The sequence below is a fragment of the Pseudalkalibacillus sp. A8 genome, from assembly GCF_045920555.1.
Classification (GTDB): domain Bacteria; phylum Bacillota; class Bacilli; order Bacillales; family Fictibacillaceae; genus Pseudalkalibacillus.
Genome location: NZ_CP174509.1, coordinates 771,140 through 789,417, shown reverse-complemented (window position 1 = coordinate 789,417; position 18,278 = coordinate 771,140). Strand labels below are relative to the sequence as shown.

Sequence of the window (18,278 nt, the reverse complement as noted above, 5' to 3'; positions counted from 1 at the left end):
TGCAAGTGAGGAGGCTTGCAGATTGCCCGTGGAAAGCGAGTTCCAAATTGTAAAGAAAACTTGGCAAAGCCAAGCCTTGGCGTAAGCTGAGCCCTAGTTGCGCTTATACTTAGTTCCTAAACTTTTCTGCTACGCCGAATAGTTATCCAGCTGAAAAGTTATACTTTCTTAACGTGGAAAAAACAACAATCTATACGAAAACAGCCTTTTTTCATGTTCATTTCCAGCTATGATACAATTACTACATAGGAAAACAATTCTCTTGAAAGGTGTGGATCATATGGAAGATTGTATCTTTTGTAAAATCATCGACGGCGATATCCCTGCTTCAAAAGTGTATGAAGATGAGCATGTTTTAGCTTTTCTTGATATCAGCCAAGTAACGAAAGGTCATACCCTTGTCATTCCGAAAGAGCACCATAAAAACCTTTATGAACTGCCATCCGAGGCTGCTGAAAAAGTATTTTCTGTCGTACCTAAAATAGCAAATTCGATCAAGGAACGTTTCCAACCGATCGGCTTGAATCTATTAAATAATAATGAGGAACCAGCCGGACAATCCGTTTTCCATTATCATGTACATATCCTGCCTCGGTATGGTGATGGAGACGGTTTCGGAGCTGTTTGGAATCCTCATTCAGATGATTACTCCTCTGAAGATCTCCAACAGATCGCACATGAAATTTCAGAATCTATCAAATAAAGTCGTATTAAGAGCAGTTTAACGGGACTGCTCTTTTTGAGACTAATTGTAATAAGATTCTTCAAATGAAATTCACGACACTCCTGCGGAAAGCGAGACCCCACAGCGAGGAGGCTTGCGGAGCCCGCGGAAAGAGAGTGAATATCGGGAAACAACAAAGAACCTATGTTTAAAAGCGTTTTGTAGATAATATCTTATTTTTGAAGGTAATTTCTGATTTTTGTCGTTTTGGATTCCTTTTTTGTAGATGTTCGCTTTTGGATCGGATCAAAGAGGGGGTGACCCTTGTGTCAGCCCCCTTCTACTACTTATAAATCGACAACAATCTTTCGGATTCCGGCGATTTGCCACTCAAAAAGGTTCGCTTTAAATCCCCTACTGTCTCGATCACTTTCGGCTCTTCCCAATCGGGATGGTCAAAATGGGTATCGAATTGCTTTAACCAATTTTGCAACTCCCGATAAAACGGTATGTTCCATCTGAGTTGGTGTAGGAACTCTTCTCTTGTTCCTTTAAATCCGAATTCACCATTAATGAGGTCAAGGATTTCAGCTTGCCATTTTGCTGTTAAACTGGAATTTCCTCTTATATCTTTAAATCGGTACCATTGCTGATCGAATTCAAATGCATGCGGATAATAATACGCATAAATCGCCTCAAACTGTTCACCAGTAGCCGTCATGAACTTTTTACCATGGTGCTCGCGCAACACATACCCGCCTTCTGTCCGGTTCATATGCTCAAGTTGTGCAGGTTCAACGAATGTCAGCCATATTTCAGTTGTAGCGTTTTTGACGGGAGCTATGATTGCCGGTAAAGAACCATATGGGGCTAGGAAGGACCCATAAATAATGTCAGAATCGAACATCGATCCACGTAAGCAAAGCACAAAATCATTCAATTTTTTATTTAAACTGAATTTATACCGTAATTGAGCTAAACAGACATTCGAACCATATGCTACAAGAGGGACTTTCTCTTCAATTGGAGGCAATTCTTGTTCATGGAGGAAATCACCGATTGAAAGTGTATGATCTGAGCCTTCATGAAAAGATCCCAACATGTGGTCTGAATCTGAATACTCGACCGTCAGATCTTCAATGGATACGCCCTTCTTTTCAATGATCCGGTGTGCTTTCCCTTCATAATAAATGAAGGAAGAATCTGGACGTGGTCCTGGATATATATCCGGATGATCATATGGACTAAGGTCGATTGGTTTATTTTCTTTGTATTCTTTGTACAATTTCTAAATCCCCCTTATATCTATGGTGTGATTCAAGTATAATGAATTTTCAGAAGTCTTACTATGCTACATTATCTTTGGACAAAGGAGTTCGAAAGTCATGGAAACATTCAATTTCAACCCTGGGCCTACAGCTCTTCCTAGAGAGGTCCTGTTACGTGCACAACAAGAACTGGTCAATTATCAGAATACAGGCTTGTCAATTCTCGAAATGAGTCATCGAAGTAAAGCATACCAATCCATTCACGAAAATGCACAGCAATCGCTGCGAAGGTTTTTAAACATCCCTGAAACCCACGAAATTTTATTTTTACAGGGTGGAGCAAGCCTCCAGTTTACCATGGTCCCAATGAATCTCCTCAAAGAAAACCAAACGGCATCCTATATCCTAACAGGTTCTTGGAGCCAAAAGGCGTATAAGGAGTCCTTGAAAATCGGGAAGACGGAAATCACTGCAAGCAGTGAGGCGTCGGGCTTTACATATATACCCGCAAAGTCTGATTGGAATAAGCTGGATAAGGATACCGGTTATCTCCATCTTACCAGCAACAACACGATATACGGCACCCAATGGCAAACCTTCGAAGAGCTTCCGGATGTTCCAGTAGTCATTGACATGTCGAGTGATATCGGTTCCCGTACAGTTCCATGGGAAAAAGTCGCACTCGCTTATGCAGGTGCTCAAAAAAACATCGGTCCAGCTGGTGCTACAGTCGTAATCATTCGCAAAGATATACTGGCTGAAACGAATACACAGCTACCTGCCATGCTCGATTATAAAATCCATAGTAACAAAAACTCTATGCACAATACACCGCCAACCTATACGATCTACCTGCTTGGCTTAACCATTGAGTGGATGATCGAACAAGGAGGATTATCTGAATTCATTAATCGAAGTGAACAAAAGTCATCCCTCCTCTACAAGGCGATTGATGAGAGCGATGGTTTCTATTCTGGACATGCCGAAAAATCAAGCCGTTCCCAAATGAACATCACATTCAACCTGCCTAACCCAGAACTTAGCGAATCCTTCTTACAAGGTGCTGAAGATGAAGGGTTTGTCGGCCTTTCAGGTCACCGTTCTGTCGGTGGTTGTCGTGCTTCCATTTACAATGGAGTCGATTTGGCATCATGTGAGCGCTTAGTGAATTATATGGAAAAATTCAAAAAGAAGCACTCTTGAACGCTTCCGCAAATCTTTACCATAAACTGTAACCTGGAATTTTAGCAAGGAACCTTTTCTTTACCTATAAATTACTGGTAGAATAAAGGCATCCGTTTTACTCGCAATAGGCATGAGTGCACTATTGGAGTTAGCGAGAAAAGTTGAGTTGAGAAGAGGAGAGGTTTATTATGAAATCCATTCAATTATCTTTAATAGGTGTACTATTAGCTGTAGGGTTTGTGCTTCACGCAGTCATTCCTGGGATACTAGGGGCAATGAAAATCGATATGCTATTGACAATGATGTTCCTAGCGATCATTTTATTCCCGGATAAAAAAAGTGTCGGTGTGACAGCATTGACAACTGGTGTCATTTCAGCGCTGACAACGAGCTTTCCAGGAGGTCAGCTTGCTAACTTGATTGATAAGCCGATTACAGCTTTCATCATTTTCGCTTTATATATGAGCTTTAAGAAATTTCATGGGAATGTAATACTTGCAGCGTCTTTAACAGCTGTAGGAACGCTGATCAGCGGAGCGATCTTCTTATCAGCAGCAGCAATTATGACAAGCTTACCAGCACCATTCATCGCTTTATTCCTTACCGTCGTCATACCGACTGCGGTAGTCAATACTATTGCAATGACTGTACTGTTTCCGCTCATGCAGACTATTACAAAGCGTTCCAATTTAAAATACCAAACACAATAATGAATTCTATAATTAAAAAAGCTCCAGCGCCGAGCTGGAGAATACTTCACAAACATAAAACCGATACCCATCATAGGGTGTCGGTTTTATTTGTGCTTTCCTGTTCCCATTCCAGGAATTGTTCAATCTCATTGTTTACGGTCTTCCACACATAGCTGATGATGGCGAGATCATCAACTAAGCCCAGTCCAGCGATGATGTCAGGGATGGCGTCGATCGGACTTAAGAAGTAGAGCAACCCTGCGATCACCAATACCATTGATTTTTTTGAGATATCCCGGTAGTTTCCTAATCGATACTGATCTGCGAGACGAATGAGAGCCTGTATCCTGTCCAAAAAACCTTTTAAAGCTTCTTGTATATCATCCTTTTGAAGTTTTGCACGTACGTTCTGAACCATTTGGCCGCTTTCTTCTCGATTCTTGATCAACGTACGTGCACGTCTTATCATTTTTCTGAAATACATGAAAAGTTTGATCTTCTTCCACATCTCTTACGCCTCCTTCTTCTCTCTTATCTTCCACATCTTCCTTCATATTAATCCGAGAAGAAGAGTTTGCCAAGATGCAAATGCCGATAGCCAGTTTTTCGGATATACAATGAATGATTAACAAAAGCTAAATGGAGACTCATTAAAATTTGATGACAAAAAAGAGGACAACAAGCAATAGGCAGAGGCTTCCAATGACGCCGAACATGCGGCAGATGTTCTGTTTTTTGTGTACACGGACATTTCTAAATGAATAGCGTTTCGTATCAAGAAACATCCTGATCATGAAATAAAATAAAAGCAACCCGAGAATAGCAAGTACAATAATTCCATAAATCATTACTCATCACCCCATACCATCCTATGAGGGAGAGGAAAGGTTTATTCCTCGAGAATTGTTTAAGATTGTCGATATCGTGGGATAGTTTTGTAGAAATGGTCGAACGATTTATGAAGGTTTCTAAAAGGCGCTCACGAATAATGTAACAAGGACTTATCTTGTTTGGACGGGACCTGACACCCTGGCCCTTGAAAATGAGAAAGATCACGAAAGGAGAATTTGTAATCATGAAAAAAGAACAAAAATCAGTATTAATTGGCTTTGCGGTTGGAAGTATCGTCACTGCAGCAGCAACATTGTTATCTACACCAAAATCAGGTCGGGAAATCCGTAAAGACATTAAGGACTCGACCTATAAATTGAAACAAACTTTGACGGATGTTAAAAAAGAAGGTATCAGTTTGAAAGAACAAATCATTCAAGTTTCAAAAGAAGGTGTAGATGCATTCAAAGAAGTTGCGACTGATTTGAAGGAAGACATCAAATCTTGGAGAAAAGAAATCGAGCCGAACATTGAAAACATCAAAAATGATGTCGAGGAAATCAATGAAACCGTTGCAGAGCTACAGGAAGAAACAAAAAATCTACCAGAAACAGCAGAAACAAAATAAACGTTAAAATGACTGGCTCAAGCAAGTGTTTTCACACTTGTCTTTCGGGCCAGTTTTTATATATTGTTCTCCTCTTTTGTGTCCTCTGATCAAAAATTCCTAAAAAAATAAATCCATCTTACCGATATTAAATGAGTGAAGGTTTATTACAATAATAAAGTTTTTCAATAGAAAATCAGCGAATTTTTATAAAAATTTGTCAAAAATAAAAAGGTTTTGTTCTTTTTTGTCGAAATAATACTTATAAATTCCTACTCAAAAGATTTATTAGACAACAATTATTGGGAATAAGTTGTGAACACTTAGATAATTATCTTTATAAATCTAACAATTCCTGTCATAATATAAAGCAGAATGGAGGTTCATTATGGAAAATAAGAAAGATTTTTCAATGAAAGAAGCGATGATGTTCAGTCATAAAGTTGCCCAGATTAGTAAAGCTATGTGGAAATGTGTTGAGAAAGATTGGCAAGGGTGGATTAAACCATTCGGTCTTAATATCAACGAACACCACATTCTCTGGATTGCTTTCCATCTTGAAGGAGCTTCGATCTCTGATATCTCCAAGTTCGGTGTTATGCACGTGTCAACAGCATTTAACTTTTCCAAAAAACTTGAAGAACAAGGCTACTTGACCTTTTCAAAGAAAGAAAATGACAAACGCAACACGTATGTAAAACTTACCGACACGGGAAGAGATCTATTATTAAGGACGATTGAGGATTACAAACCCGAAAATTATGGAATTTTCGGTGCTTCACTCAAGATTCGTGAGCTATATGGAAAATTCCCTGAATTTGATGAATTGATGGCAGTGATCCGTAGTGTGTATGGGGAAGATTTCATGTCTATCCTTGGTACGACGGTAAAAAAAATAGATAGCGAATTTGATGAAATTGATGATCGACTCGTATCTGCCAATCCTGAAAACAACACTGTAAACCTTCAGCTTCCATCTGAAAAAGAAGAAGAAATCAACAAAGTACCAACCACTACCTGATCAAGTTTGTATTTTTCATCAGGCTGATCGTTCGTCGGTCAAGCTTTCAAAATATCCTTGTTTAATCAATGAAATTGCTGTCATGAAAGGATCGACCTTCAGATTTAGTATCCCTACAAATGAATTAATAGAGGAGTCATATCAACCATACCGGCTTCTCTTAATTCATCTTTCCTTCCCTCAAGCTCTTAGCAAAGTTCCATGATCCTCTGCCCCCCTTTCTTTTAAATATTCGGACATGATTTATACGAATCATGGATTACTTTTTAAATCCATCGATTTCCTCAAGAGCTTCAAGTTTTTCTGATTTTTCTGTTTCATAATCAGCCATCTTACACACTCAATATTCACACTTAACTGCCTTCCCTGTTTCTTTTTCACCATCTTATTTTGCCTATTACTGGCCCTTCTGAAAATACTGCTTCATACGTTTATTATTTTTTTGTAAAATCTATTGATTTTTCGCTGGAAACATCGTAATGTATGTACGTGGTTTTTAAAAGAAGCTTAGTAAATCTGGTCTGGAATTAGCTGTAGCTAAGTTTAACTTTTACTGGAGAACGTAAGGTTTTCACCTTTTCCCACACACTTTACTACTTAAAGAAGGTGATCCATCATGAATTGTTACAAATCAATAAATATAACAAAAGATTTCGGTAAACTACGCCTATTACTGATGTCAACGCTATTCAGTCTAACGTATTTTATCGTTTATTTTATGGTTTTTAGAATGTTTCATCCTGAAACGATTTACTTTCAAACAGGTTTGATGCCCTTGCTGTTGAGCACAATATTGATCATACCTTTTCATACATTTTTGCATTGTCTACCGATTTGGTTTACCGGTCATAAAGCAAGTTTCGGTATTGGAGAAAATCGCTTTTCATTTTTTTGTCGTATACCCGGAGTCCTTTCAAGAAGAGTGGCTCTGATCGCCGTAGCTTTTCCGCTGATCGTCATTACGTTGCTTTCATTGATCGGCTCGGTGGTATTTCCAGAACTATTACACTTGTTTGCGATTGTTTCAACATTGAATATCTTTTTATGCGTAAAAGATATGATTTATATCATACATCTATGGAACGCACCTAAGGATTCATTTTTGGAAGACGGTGATACAGGATTCCAGATCATTGTACGCCGTACTTATTAAAAATAAAGGTATTGTTAAATCTTAAGGAAGATTTCTTTAAGCGAAATTCGCGACACTCCAGCAGGAAAAGCGAGCCATGCGAAACCCCGCAGGCCAACAACCATTAAGGATCTTCGAGTATAATAATGAACTTCGACTAAGTACCACCACGTCCTATGGTGAACGTCGAAGTCAGTATATCCTGTACAAGTACGTCCTGTGCCTGCGGTTACTCGGCGCAAAACTACAAGGGTGAAATATGAGTCTGTGGTCTTGTGGTGAACGTCGAAGCCAGCATAAGGAAAGCTTCTAAGAATTCTCATCGCAGACACGAAAATGATTTCATTTTTTGTGTTGAGATCTTGTGCAGGGAGTGAAATTCACAGAAATCAAGTCAATAAAAAGAATGGCCTGGGAACATCTGGATTGATGTGAGGGGCCATTCTTTTTTCATCTTATTTTTTTGTAAGATAATAAACCTTGAATCGGATGTTGTCTTCCTCCAGATCAAAGGATTCAGCTTTTAAAAACAATTGATCCTTCAATTTAATCTGTGTGAGTTTCAGTAATATTGTTTCTTCTTTGTCATTAATTTCAACCCATGGAGGTAAATCTGTACTTCCCTTGATGAACTCTAATATTTTCGATCCAGGCAGTTTCAATGCCCCTAACTTGATGGATTCCTCTTTTAACAAAAGATCACCGTTTTCCAATACTTGAGGTTTGAAATCCATCGTAAATTGGACTTCATTTGTAAAAAACGTGAAATATCCTTTGACTTGGACATTCTCTCTAAGTGTAACATTATAATCGAACTTCGGATTCCTGTCAGACTTCAATTCAGCCAATTGCTCTTTTATCAGAAAGTTCAATTGTGATTTTGAAGATTCTATATCGAAAATTGGCTCACCCTGGCTAGATAAATCACGGCTGGACTTCTCTTCCTGTTTATCCCCCATGAATATTAAGGTTCCAACGATGATTGGTACGATTACCATTATTGTAAGTAGAATGAAAAATGCGTATTTCCATCTGAATTTCAAAAGGCTCTCCTCCTGTCCTCTCATAATCTATGATAGTTGTGACTGTTCATTTATTTAATATTTTGGTATGTTAGTAATACAATCTCTTAGTTTCGGAGGTTTCAATTATGACAATGATCGCAATCTATTATATAGCATTCGCATGTATCGTTCTATTCTTGTTCAATACTCTTACGAATCGCTTATGTATTCAAAAAAATATTCCCGCTGAAAAACAAGTGAATGTGTTTCGGTGGATCAATATCATGATTACGATACTTCTCGTGAGCTCGTACATTGAAGTGATTTATGTGCATTGAAGCAATTTATGCTTCATAATATTTCATTATTCCCCAGATAGACATATGTACAAACATCACATAGGACTTTTGTATTTGAGAGCTACTCATTAAAGAAGAGGCCGACATCGATAGTCAGCCTCTTTTTCATTCATATTTACGTATTAGCAAATCCAAGCTGCGCCTACGATAATCAATAGGATGAACAATACAACGATCAACGCAAATCCTCTTCCATGGCCGTATCCACCCATGATGTCACCCCCTATTCCGGTGTTACGTTATCCTATGCATTGAGGTAAGCCAAAGCATAGGCTTCTATCCTTTCACTCCGAAAATTCTCTAAATTTTTAGCAGATATAGCAAGCTCCTATAATGATTAACAAAAGGAACAGTACTACGATCAAGGCAAAACTACTTCCATGTCCGTAACCCATTGCAATCCCTCCTTTGGTGTACATTTATAGTGTATAAGTCAAATGCCGATCTTGATTAGACTAATGCCCTTATTTTGTAAAACGGGCGGATGCACAAGCAATTCCAATAAATGTGTATTTTTTCTCATATTTGGTGTGTAGTGTGTATTTTTAACGGCTGGATATGCTATAGTAGAAACTGTGAAAAAATTTCTACATCATAGGAGTGTATGTCGATGAAAAAGTGGGTCCTGACAGTTGCTGCAGCAACAACAATTTTTGGTACGGCTGCATGTAGTAATAATGGCGAAGCCGGCGATAGCAAAGTTATCGTCGAAACTAGTGCCGGAGATGTCTCACAACAAGATTTCTATAATGAGATGAAGAAACAGCCTCAATCCGAACAAATTTTACAAGAACTTGTTCAATACAAAGTTCTTTCTGAAAAATATGAAGTCAGTGATAAAGAACTCGATCAAGAGATTGATTACCTTAAAAGCCAATTTGGCGGTGAAGAAGGTTTCGAGAATGCTTTGAAACAAAGTGGTATTGAAGGAGAGGACGAGCTACGCGAAGTTGTTAAGCGAAACCTCGTATTCTTCAAAGCCCAAACGGATGGAATCAAAGTTTCTGAAGAAGAAATGAAAAAGAAATATGAAGAAGAATTCAAAATTGAAGAGGTTAAAGCCCGACATATCTTAGTTAAAGATGAAAAGACAGCTAAAGAAGTAAAAAAGAAGCTTGATGAAGGTGGAGACTTTGCTGAACTAGCGAAGGAATATTCTACTGACCCTGGATCCAAGGATAAAGGCGGAGATTTAGGATTTTTCCCACGCGGCCAAATGGTTCCGGAGTTTGATGAAGTGGCATTCACACTAGAAAAAGGAAAAATTTCTGACCCAGTCAAATCTCAATATGGGTTCCATATCATTGAAGTGTTAGACCAAAAGACACAATCTTATGAGGATGCAGAGTATCAAATCAAGAAAACTTTGCTTCAGCAAAAAGCTCAAGAAAAAGCCGAAAAGGACCCTGAAAACAATCCGATCGATAAAGCTATGAATGATGCGAAAATTGACGTGAAGGATGAAGAATACAAGGACCTTTTCAAGAAAGATGACGCTGAGCAACAACAGTAAGAAGTGGTAAGAAGTTCGAGGAAGCAAGGAAGGCAAACAAACATCCGCGTGTACCTGGACGTACATGAGGATATGATTAGACAATGCTGACAAAGAAATTCTACCCCAATCAATTTATTAAATGAAGGACTGACGCTTGTCAGTCCTCTTTCATGTCTTTGAATCATTTTAGACTTATGCAGAGATGATGAAATCGGGTCATGCACTCTGTGGTGATTTCTCATTATTCTAAATCAAAAACGAAATGACAAGAAGAAATTAGATGGATGGGAGGTTTTGCATAGCAAAATCATTCATCAAAGGTTTTGACTTCATTATCTCGACAACTCGATGACAAAACGCTACAAACTTTAAAATATCCCAACAACTCAAAAATTATCTCAACGAAACGCAAAAAGCTGCCCTAAAGGCAGCCTTTTTCATATTATTCGCCAGATGCTTGATTTCGCCGTTGCTTTTCTTCCTCAATCCGTTCCATGTAGATTTTACCTTCTTCTTCAATGTGTACCTTGTCCAGTTTTCTGTCTTCGACTGTATGGAACCAGGCCCGGTAGCCGGAGTAACCTATTCCTGCTAATACGAAGTACATCCACCATGGTACACTTGTGAGAATCGGCTTGAGATTGCTGTATACACCTGTGAATTGTAACAATACAAAAAATAAAACAACCGTAGCGACAACGTATAGGCGACGCATCGACTTTCCTCCTTTGTAGACAAGCTTAGTTACTACAAAGGTATGACGGAAAACGGTTGTTTATGACTATTTACAAATTAGTTGGAACTGACTTTTTCTGTTCCGTCAAAGGTTTATAGAATGAACGGTTATCAAGTGCATAGACACGTTCTGTGAATTCTCCTGGCTTCACTTTGCTTAAAGCACGATCCATCATGTTCATTTTCGCGTCGATGTTATCGATATAATGAAGAATTTCAGCTTCCCGTACTAACGGCGGTTTCGGGCTTCCCCACTCTGCTTTTGAGTGGTGGCTCAATACCATATGCTGAAGGATCAAAACTTCTTCGCCTTCAATCTCAAGTTCCCGCGCAGCTTCGCCGATTTCTTCTACCATCATTGTAATATGGCCCAACAGGTTTCCTTCAAGCGTATAGCTCGGCGCTACCGGTCCGGATAGTTCTTTTGTTTTTCCAAGATCATGTAAGATGACCCCTGCATACAAGAGATCCGTGTCTATTGACGGATACAATTGGGCGATCGACTTAGCAAGTTTGAGCATTGAAACGACATGGAAGGCCAGTCCTGATACAAATTCATGGTGGTTTTTTGTTGCAGCCGGGAACTCGAGGAATTCCTTCTGATGCTTTTTGACCAAGTGTCTCGTAATCCTTTGGATATTCGGATTTTTCATCTCAAATATAGCTTGCGTTATCACTTCAGTCATTTCATCCTGTGGAATCGGGGCTGTTTCCACAAAGTCATGAACACTTACGCCGTCTTGTGAATTCGTCAACCGGATCTGTTTTACCTTAAGTTGGGCTTTCCCCCGATAACTCGTAATATCCCCCATAACTTTGACAATCAATTCGGGCAGATACTGTTGTTCGTCTCCTGGAGTTGAATCCCATAGTTTTGCTTCGATTTCCCCTGTATGATCCTGGAGAATCAAGGTTAAAAACGGCTTTCCGGTACTAGTAACCCCTTTCGTTGCAGATTTGATCAATAGATAATCATCAAATATGTCCCCTACTTGGTATTCTTGGATCCCTCTTTTCATTCTCTTACCTCCTCTTTTTTCAGCTGCTATTTTCAACCGTGTGTTCTACTCTGTTAGAAGTCCATACTCTCACGGCAGCCAATGCTCCAAGCAAGACTGCCGCCCCAAGCAAATACGGTATATGTATATTGACTTCAAATAAAAACCCGGCAAGCACTGGGCCTACAGCGTTTCCTAAACTTAAAAACGAATTGTTTAATCCCATGATCGTCCCTTGTTGTTTACCCGCTAGTTTTGAAATGAAAGAATTAAGGGCTGGCCGTAAAACCGAATTCCCTAAAAAGAAAATCGAGACTGTCAACATTACGGTGACATAGTTGAATGCAAAAACCATCAGGATGAATCCGATCCCACTCAAAAGCAACGAACCCGTCACAACACGGTCGTCTCCAAACCGTTTCGTCAATCTGCCTACCAACGTCCCTTGTGCCACCGCCCCAATCACACCAGTGACTGCTACGATGATCCCCACTTCAGCAGGGTCATACCCGTATCTTTTTAACGCATAAAATCCGAAAATCGAAGTGAAGTTAGCAAGCGCGAAACTCATGACAAAGACAAGGATAAGTAGAAATCCGACAGGACTTTTCAGAGCAATCCACATTCTTTTGAATTGGTTCATCTTCTCTTCATTTTTCGCTTCTTCCATCGTTTCAGGAGATAGTGTTTCTTTCAGCATGAACACCGAAAGAATCGCAGCAGAGGACCCTGCAATCCCAGCTACAAGGAACGGGAGTGAGAGCTTGATTTCTGCAAGCCATCCACCGATTCCAGGCCCTATGACAATCCCTAAAGCCATCGCTGCTCCTAAGAGGCCCATGCCTTTTCCTCTATCCTCTTCCGAAGTGACATCCGCGACATAGGCCATTGCAGTCGGCATGATTGCAGAACCGAATGTACCTGCTAAAATTCTTGAAGCATAAAGCATCCAGAGATCCGTAGCAAAAGCGAAAATGAATTCGGCTGCAGCGAAACCGAACATTCCTAATGTGATCAGCGGTTTTCGGCCGATCCGATCTGATAATCTTCCCCAAACCGGAGCCAGGAGAAATTGCATAAACGCAAATGAAGCGACCAGCAATCCGAGGTCTCTTCCTGTCGCGTTGAACGCTTCTACATAATAGGGCAGAATCGGAATGACAAGTCCGATTCCGACCATGATGATGAATAAATTAACCATTAACAGGAGCATTGGCCCCTTGTATTTCTTCTTTACCTCTTCCATGCAATCATCCTTCTATATACAATCGGTTCACTTAAATGACAATGATAATTGAAACCCCATTATCTTTATTTTGAACCTTTACAGTTCCATTATGAAGTTCGACGATACGTTTGACAATAGCAAGCCCCAGGCCAAATTGTCCTTTATGACTTTTCTGAAAAGGCTCGAATAGTCTATCAAGACTTTCATCCGGTATGGGGTCGCCATCATTGGTTATGGTCATGACCGTTCTTCCATTCGATTTTTCACAAGTAATATCGATGTAGGATTCTGCATAACGCAGCGCATTCTGGACGATATTTTCGAACACGACTTCCCATTGACTCCGATCCCCATTGAACTCGGTTTCTTCTCCGTTCAATCTGATTTGGATATCTTCCCTTTGGTATAAGAAGCGATCGAGGACTTCATGTATCAATGAACCGAAACGGATGGTTTCTTTCTTAGGTTCTGCGTCTTGCAGTGTATCAAGCTTCGAGAAATAGATCATATCTTTCACGCGTTCTTCCATACGACCAGTCTGAGTGATGATCACATCCATCATCTCTTCAAGGCCTTTTTCAGGAAAAACACCGTCTTTAACGGACTGGGCATAGCTTTTGATCGTCATGATCGGTGTCTTCAGTTCATGGGAGGCGTGTTGTATGAACCGCTTTTGTGACTGATCATTCCTTATCAAGTTCTGCCTCATCCGTTCAAATTGTTCTGAGAGCTGCTGAAAATCTTGATCTCCTCTCAGCTCGAACGGTTCGCGCCAATTGCGGTTGCCAATCTGTTCAAACCTTGCACCAAGAGCTCTTAATGGCTTCCTCAAGTAATTGGATAGCCAAATCGCAGGTATGATACTAATTGCGATACCGATAACGAAAATCCAGATCAGCCTTTCCCATAAACGTTGTACGAGTTGATCACGATAAGTGTCCCACATATATGACACCATGAAGGCGGGGCTCCCATTCACTTCAATCGGCTTGATTACATAAAAAAGTGTAGCATCACGGTAAGACAGCTGGAAATCACCTTCATCATCTTCAAGCACGATGGCTTTTTCCCACATATGACGCAAAACAGTTTGCGGTACAGTATCGCCTTTAATGACGAACGATTGATCACCTAGTAAAAGGTGTCCAACAGATCTTGCAGCTTCTCTCCGCTCTATGAAATTGAGATTCGTATCCGGTAATTCTTGTTCTGGACCAGTCGGCCCCTCTAGAATGAGGTTTTGCTGTTCTTTGATGATCCGATACGATTCATCTGTCAGCGCTTCACGCATAGATAAAGGGTAAATGATGACGACACATAATCCGACGACGAACACAAGCAGGAAAAAGGACAGCCAGATCCGCTGTGCGATGCTAAGTTTTTTCACGAGGTTTCAATCCTATAACCACCGCCGTATAATGTTTCAAGATTAAGGCGAGGCATCTTCTTGCGAATTCTGCGGACTACGTCATCGACAGCGCGTTCGGACCCGACATAATCCTTCCCCCATACACTTTCAAGAATGTCTAACCGTGATTTCGTCTCATTCAAGTGTTCTGTCAAAAATAGGACGACCTCGAATTCTTTCGTGGTCAAGTCGACCACCTCATTTTTATAGGTTATTTTCCGTTCAATCGGCTGGATGTAATAATCATTCACCAAGCGATTCTGATACTTCCCGCCTGGTCCTTCATAAACACGCTGCATCAGCTTTTTCGCCCGTATGACAAGTTCCTTCGGCAAGAACGGTTTTGCAATATAGTCGTCACTTCCCAATTCCAATCCGAGGACCCGATCGAGATCTTGATCTCTTGCTGAGGTAAAGATAACGGGGACATCTGTCCGTTCTCTTATTTGTTTTAAAATTTCGTATCCGTCCACACCAGGAAGCATGATATCCAAAACCCAGAGGTGGGGCGGTTTATCTAGATACTCCAATGCACTAGTACCGTCATGAAAGACTGTGACCTTCCAACCCTCTTTTTCCATATACGCTTTTAGTATAGCCGATAAATCCTGTTCATCTTCCACTAGATAAATCGTATAGCCTTCCATATCGCTCAACTCCTGCTGAAACTAATAAGTTTGTATTTCAAGTTCCGCTGTTGCAGGTAACCGTAATGGACGATCGCCCAAGTATGCGGCGGTTGTTTCGTGACATGTAAAATAAAGTACCTGTCTCTCCCCTGCAATAGACTTGATGAGGTCAAAGGCCAAGTTCCGGCGCTTCTCATCGAAGTTTACAAGTATATCATCCATAATCAAAGGAAATTCACCTTGATTTTCATATTCTTCTGCCAATGCTATCCTTAAAGATAAATAGAGCTGTTCCATTGTTGCTCTGCTCAACTCTTCCGGTCTGAAAACCACTCTATCATTACGTTCGATAAGAAAGCTCGCTTCTCCTTTTGGGGCGATGATCCGTTTATATCCCCCTTCTGTCAGTGCAGAAAAATAATTCTCAGCCCTTTTGATGACTCTTGGTTGTCTTTCTGCTTGATAGTTTCGTTTCGCTCGGTCAAGTATATATTGTGCAGTGCGATAAACTGCCCACTTCTTAGCTTCTGCAATAAATTCACTTTGGGCAAGATGCAGGGCATGAAGTTGATTCGAATATGTTCCGTCTTCTTCTAGATGGGTGATAGATGCCTGAAGCCGGGAGCATTCATCACGTAACCTGTCGATGGCACTATTGATCCCATCATATTCTTCTTCCAACTCTGTCAGACGGGATGAAAGATTCAACACTTCATCTGGATTCTTCTCAAGGTGTTCAATTGTTTTCCGATCAGTTGTTGCTTCAAGCTGGGAGCGGACCATCTGGAGCTGTTCTGTCCATTTCTCATATTTATCATTCGCTTTTCCTTTTTGTCGAAAAGCTTCTTCATCCTGAACCTCAGCTTTTTGAAACAATGCCTGGATCTCTTGTGTATACTGGGCAAGTTTTTTCGTCAATCCTTCATAATGCTCTCTAAGGTCGTCAATTGAACGTGCTAAGGCTTCCTTTTCCTCCCGTTTTTTCTTCTCCTCATCCAAGCGAATTGATAATTGGGACATGATGTTATCAATCGACTGGGTAGAATCAAGATGAATAGTAGTGGCGATTTCCTTTACCGCATTTTCAAACCCAGTGATCTCTTCATGGAGTTGGGAAAGGCTACCTTTCAGATGGGATCGCTCCGTCAACCTTTTCTTCAACTGGTTGATCCGATCGAATATTTCAAGAAGCATATTGTCCGGAATATTAATTGGAATATGGGACAATTCCCTCCATTCAGCCACTTCATCCTTTACCTGATGATGCTCGATCTCCCATTTGTCATAACGACGGGCGACCTCATGATATCTTTTTTCAAGTTCCCGTTCGTGTTCCTTAAGGTGCTCATGTTGGACGGCAAGCTGCTGTTGACTGATGATCAATTGATTCAGTCGATCGAGTTCAGAGGCGTCATAACTTTCATGATGATTGTCCAGCTCATTCTCAAGATCGGAAATTTGCCGTTCGAGTAACTCACTTTTACCTGATCCGTCATTTTTACGAAGAAGAAAACCCGTTCCGATCAAACTGATACCGATGATCAGACCCGCGACATAATCGCCTTGCATCATCCAGATACCGGTCAACACCACTCCAAGAACGATCATTGCCCAAATGATGATTCGATTGGTTGGATTTTCTTCAGATGCATGTTGAAGACTTTTAATATTTTCGACCCGTTTCCTGAGAAAATCAGGCGACTGACTTGATAAGCTTGTCACTTTTTCCCGATAAGACTGGACCGTTTCCTCTGGGAGGATTTGTTTTCTTACTCTCTCCCTTTTCGCTTCATTTTCCTCCAGCTTTTCTCGAGTATGCAACAAATCCTCATCGAGTCTTTTTTGATCCTCATTCGATTGATCAAGCCTTTTTATTCTCGTCATTAATTGTTGCTTTGTTACGAGATCCGTGTTGACCGATTGAATCCTCTCTCCCGTCCATTCTTGACCGATTGCTCGTATTTCATCATCTATTTCATGCTCCAAGTAATCGATTCGTTCTTTCAACTTGTGATAATCCTCAAGCCTTCCTTTAAACAGACGGAAAGAACTCTCCAGTTCATTGATTTTAGATGACTGATACATCAATTTATCGTCAAGTTGCAACGTATGGATTGCCTCTTCATTTTTCCTTATCAAATCTTCTGTATGCTCACAGTCACCGGTCAACTCGATCTGTCTTTCCTTCAAACTTCGAAATCGCTCTAACCCTTCCTCAGGAAATGGCGTAGCGCCAGGCAGCTCCGTCAACTGGCACTCAATCGTATTTATCCGTTCGATGAGCGGGTTGATCGATTGGATATGATAAAGCTCTGTCAATTTAAGTTCAAGGCTGTTTTTTGCTCCTTCGTATTCTGCCAATCCCTCTCTTTTATCCGCTAATTCAGACCTCATACGATTATACTCATCCAGCTTTTTACGCCATTGCTTCACATTTTGTTCCAACTCTTGAAGCTTATTAAGCTTCTGATTCAAAACCGGGTTCTTCCCATTTGGTTTGAATAGTTTGTTTTGGTTGTCTTCCAGGGCAGCCGAGATTTCATTAAGTTGTTGAGCACCTGTCAACCCGGCATTAAAGAGGTATTCCCCTAACTGTTCTGACTTAATTTCATTCACCTTTTGCAATCCGTCCAGATTGAACGAAAAGACATCACGGAAGGTCTGGTGGTTCACTTCTCCTAATAACTGGCTTAAGAATCCTTCATCTACACTGTTTCCATCTTCTTTTAAAATAGTGACCGTACCTGATGCGCCCCCTTTCCTTTCTATTGTGAGGACCTCATGATCAGCAGTCTCGATACGCAGCTTTCCTCCATACGCTTGTGTCGTTTTAGGTTCATACCTCAACCGCTTCTCACTTCTCTTCGGAAAACCGAACAACATATAATCCACGAAAGCCATCAACGTTGATTTACCTGATTCATTTTCCCCATAGATGACTTGAAGATCTGTGTCTTCAAATTGGATGAATTCATTCTCAAACCGACCGAATCCATAAATATGTAAGTCTTTGATTCTCATC

At 40.4% G+C, this 18,278-nt stretch carries 20 protein-coding genes; 8 read left to right on the top strand and 12 right to left on the bottom strand.

Annotation, left to right across the window (positions count from 1 at the left end; translation table 11 throughout):
* Positions 1 to 280 precede the first annotated feature (280 nt).
* Entirely contained in the window at positions 281 to 703 is a 423-nt protein-coding gene (locus tag ACJROX_RS04205) for an HIT family protein (RefSeq protein ID WP_408009510.1), read from the top strand.
* A 304-nt stretch (positions 704 to 1,007) separates the two neighbouring features.
* On the opposite strand, the gene ACJROX_RS04200 is transcribed toward ACJROX_RS04205, so the two are convergent.
* A complete protein-coding gene (locus ACJROX_RS04200; protein ID WP_408009509.1) occupies positions 1,008 to 1,949 on the bottom strand; it encodes a hypothetical protein in 942 nt (313 codons plus the stop codon).
* Between the two features lie 100 nt (positions 1,950 to 2,049).
* Here ACJROX_RS04200 and serC point away from each other — a divergent pair, with 100 nt between their 5' ends.
* Positions 2,050 to 3,135 (top strand): 3-phosphoserine/phosphohydroxythreonine transaminase, encoded by a 1,086-nt coding sequence (serC, locus tag ACJROX_RS04195; RefSeq protein ID WP_408009508.1) that lies wholly within the window; start codon positions 2,050 to 2,052, stop codon positions 3,133 to 3,135.
* 170 nt (positions 3,136 to 3,305) lie between these two features.
* The gene (locus tag ACJROX_RS04190; RefSeq protein ID WP_408009507.1) at positions 3,306 to 3,827 is read left to right on the top strand and encodes a tryptophan transporter; all 522 of its coding nucleotides are present in this window, start codon (positions 3,306 to 3,308) and stop codon (positions 3,825 to 3,827) included.
* A gap of 70 nt (positions 3,828 to 3,897) precedes the next feature.
* On the opposite strand, the gene ACJROX_RS04185 is transcribed toward ACJROX_RS04190, so the two are convergent.
* Both ACJROX_RS04185 and ACJROX_RS04180 read right to left on the bottom strand, forming a co-directional pair.
* On the bottom strand, positions 3,898 to 4,317 hold the full coding sequence (locus tag ACJROX_RS04185) for a YkvA family protein (protein ID WP_408009506.1): 420 nt from the start codon (positions 4,315 to 4,317) through the stop codon (positions 3,898 to 3,900).
* A 142-nt stretch (positions 4,318 to 4,459) separates the two neighbouring features.
* The gene (locus tag ACJROX_RS04180) at positions 4,460 to 4,657 is read right to left on the bottom strand and encodes a hypothetical protein (RefSeq protein WP_408009505.1); all 198 of its coding nucleotides are present in this window, start codon (positions 4,655 to 4,657) and stop codon (positions 4,460 to 4,462) included.
* Positions 4,658 to 4,851: 194 nt separating this feature from the next.
* Here ACJROX_RS04180 and ACJROX_RS04175 point away from each other — a divergent pair, with 194 nt between their 5' ends.
* From ACJROX_RS04175 to ACJROX_RS04165, 3 genes are all read left to right on the top strand, one after another.
* A complete protein-coding gene (locus tag ACJROX_RS04175; protein ID WP_408009504.1) occupies positions 4,852 to 5,268 on the top strand; it encodes a YtxH domain-containing protein in 417 nt (138 codons plus the stop codon).
* A 367-nt stretch (positions 5,269 to 5,635) separates the two neighbouring features.
* On the top strand, positions 5,636 to 6,268 hold the full coding sequence (locus ACJROX_RS04170) for an HTH-type transcriptional regulator Hpr (RefSeq protein ID WP_408009503.1): 633 nt from the start codon (positions 5,636 to 5,638) through the stop codon (positions 6,266 to 6,268).
* 616 nt (positions 6,269 to 6,884) lie between these two features.
* Positions 6,885 to 7,421 (top strand): DUF3267 domain-containing protein, encoded by a 537-nt coding sequence (locus ACJROX_RS04165; protein WP_408009502.1) that lies wholly within the window; start codon positions 6,885 to 6,887, stop codon positions 7,419 to 7,421.
* A gap of 434 nt (positions 7,422 to 7,855) precedes the next feature.
* On the opposite strand, the gene ACJROX_RS04160 is transcribed toward ACJROX_RS04165, so the two are convergent.
* Positions 7,856 to 8,443: a YpmS family protein gene (locus ACJROX_RS04160; protein WP_408009501.1), complete on the bottom strand. Its 588-nt coding sequence runs from the start codon at positions 8,441 to 8,443 to the stop codon at positions 7,856 to 7,858.
* Between the two features lie 113 nt (positions 8,444 to 8,556).
* On the opposite strand from ACJROX_RS04160, the gene ACJROX_RS04155 reads away from it, so the two are divergent.
* Positions 8,557 to 8,742: a hypothetical protein gene (locus tag ACJROX_RS04155; RefSeq protein WP_265738482.1), complete on the top strand. Its 186-nt coding sequence runs from the start codon at positions 8,557 to 8,559 to the stop codon at positions 8,740 to 8,742.
* A gap of 143 nt (positions 8,743 to 8,885) precedes the next feature.
* Here the strand turns inward: ACJROX_RS04155 and ACJROX_RS04150 are convergent, their stop codons facing one another.
* Together ACJROX_RS04150 and ACJROX_RS04145 are read right to left on the bottom strand one after the other, a co-directional pair.
* Complete coding sequence (locus ACJROX_RS04150) at positions 8,886 to 8,975, bottom strand: YjcZ family sporulation protein (protein ID WP_225065281.1); 90 nt, start codon at positions 8,973 to 8,975, stop codon at positions 8,886 to 8,888.
* Between the two features lie 96 nt (positions 8,976 to 9,071).
* Complete coding sequence (locus ACJROX_RS04145) at positions 9,072 to 9,182, bottom strand: YjcZ family sporulation protein (protein ID WP_408009500.1); 111 nt, start codon at positions 9,180 to 9,182, stop codon at positions 9,072 to 9,074.
* Positions 9,183 to 9,373: 191 nt separating this feature from the next.
* On the opposite strand from ACJROX_RS04145, the gene ACJROX_RS04140 reads away from it, so the two are divergent.
* Positions 9,374 to 10,276, top strand: coding sequence for a peptidylprolyl isomerase (locus ACJROX_RS04140; protein ID WP_408009499.1), 903 nt, complete (start codon positions 9,374 to 9,376; stop codon positions 10,274 to 10,276).
* Between the two features lie 424 nt (positions 10,277 to 10,700).
* On the opposite strand, the gene ACJROX_RS04135 is transcribed toward ACJROX_RS04140, so the two are convergent.
* From ACJROX_RS04135 to ACJROX_RS04110, 6 genes are all read right to left on the bottom strand, one after another.
* On the bottom strand, positions 10,701 to 10,973 hold the full coding sequence (locus tag ACJROX_RS04135) for a sporulation YhaL family protein (protein WP_408009498.1): 273 nt from the start codon (positions 10,971 to 10,973) through the stop codon (positions 10,701 to 10,703).
* Between the two features lie 70 nt (positions 10,974 to 11,043).
* Complete coding sequence (gene yhaM, locus ACJROX_RS04130; RefSeq protein ID WP_408009497.1) at positions 11,044 to 12,012, bottom strand: 3'-5' exoribonuclease YhaM; 969 nt, start codon at positions 12,010 to 12,012, stop codon at positions 11,044 to 11,046.
* 19 nt (positions 12,013 to 12,031) lie between these two features.
* A complete protein-coding gene (locus ACJROX_RS04125; protein WP_408009496.1) occupies positions 12,032 to 13,237 on the bottom strand; it encodes an MFS transporter in 1,206 nt (401 codons plus the stop codon).
* 31 nt (positions 13,238 to 13,268) lie between these two features.
* Entirely contained in the window at positions 13,269 to 14,606 is a 1,338-nt protein-coding gene (locus ACJROX_RS04120; protein WP_408009495.1) for a sensor histidine kinase, read from the bottom strand.
* A complete protein-coding gene (locus ACJROX_RS04115) occupies positions 14,603 to 15,274 on the bottom strand; it encodes a response regulator transcription factor (RefSeq protein WP_408009494.1) in 672 nt (223 codons plus the stop codon). The genes ACJROX_RS04120 and ACJROX_RS04115 overlap by 4 nt, the downstream gene beginning before the upstream one ends.
* Before the next feature lie 21 nt (positions 15,275 to 15,295).
* Positions 15,296 to 18,277: an AAA family ATPase gene (locus ACJROX_RS04110; protein WP_408009493.1), complete on the bottom strand. Its 2,982-nt coding sequence runs from the start codon at positions 18,275 to 18,277 to the stop codon at positions 15,296 to 15,298.
* Position 18,278 lies beyond the last annotated feature (1 nt).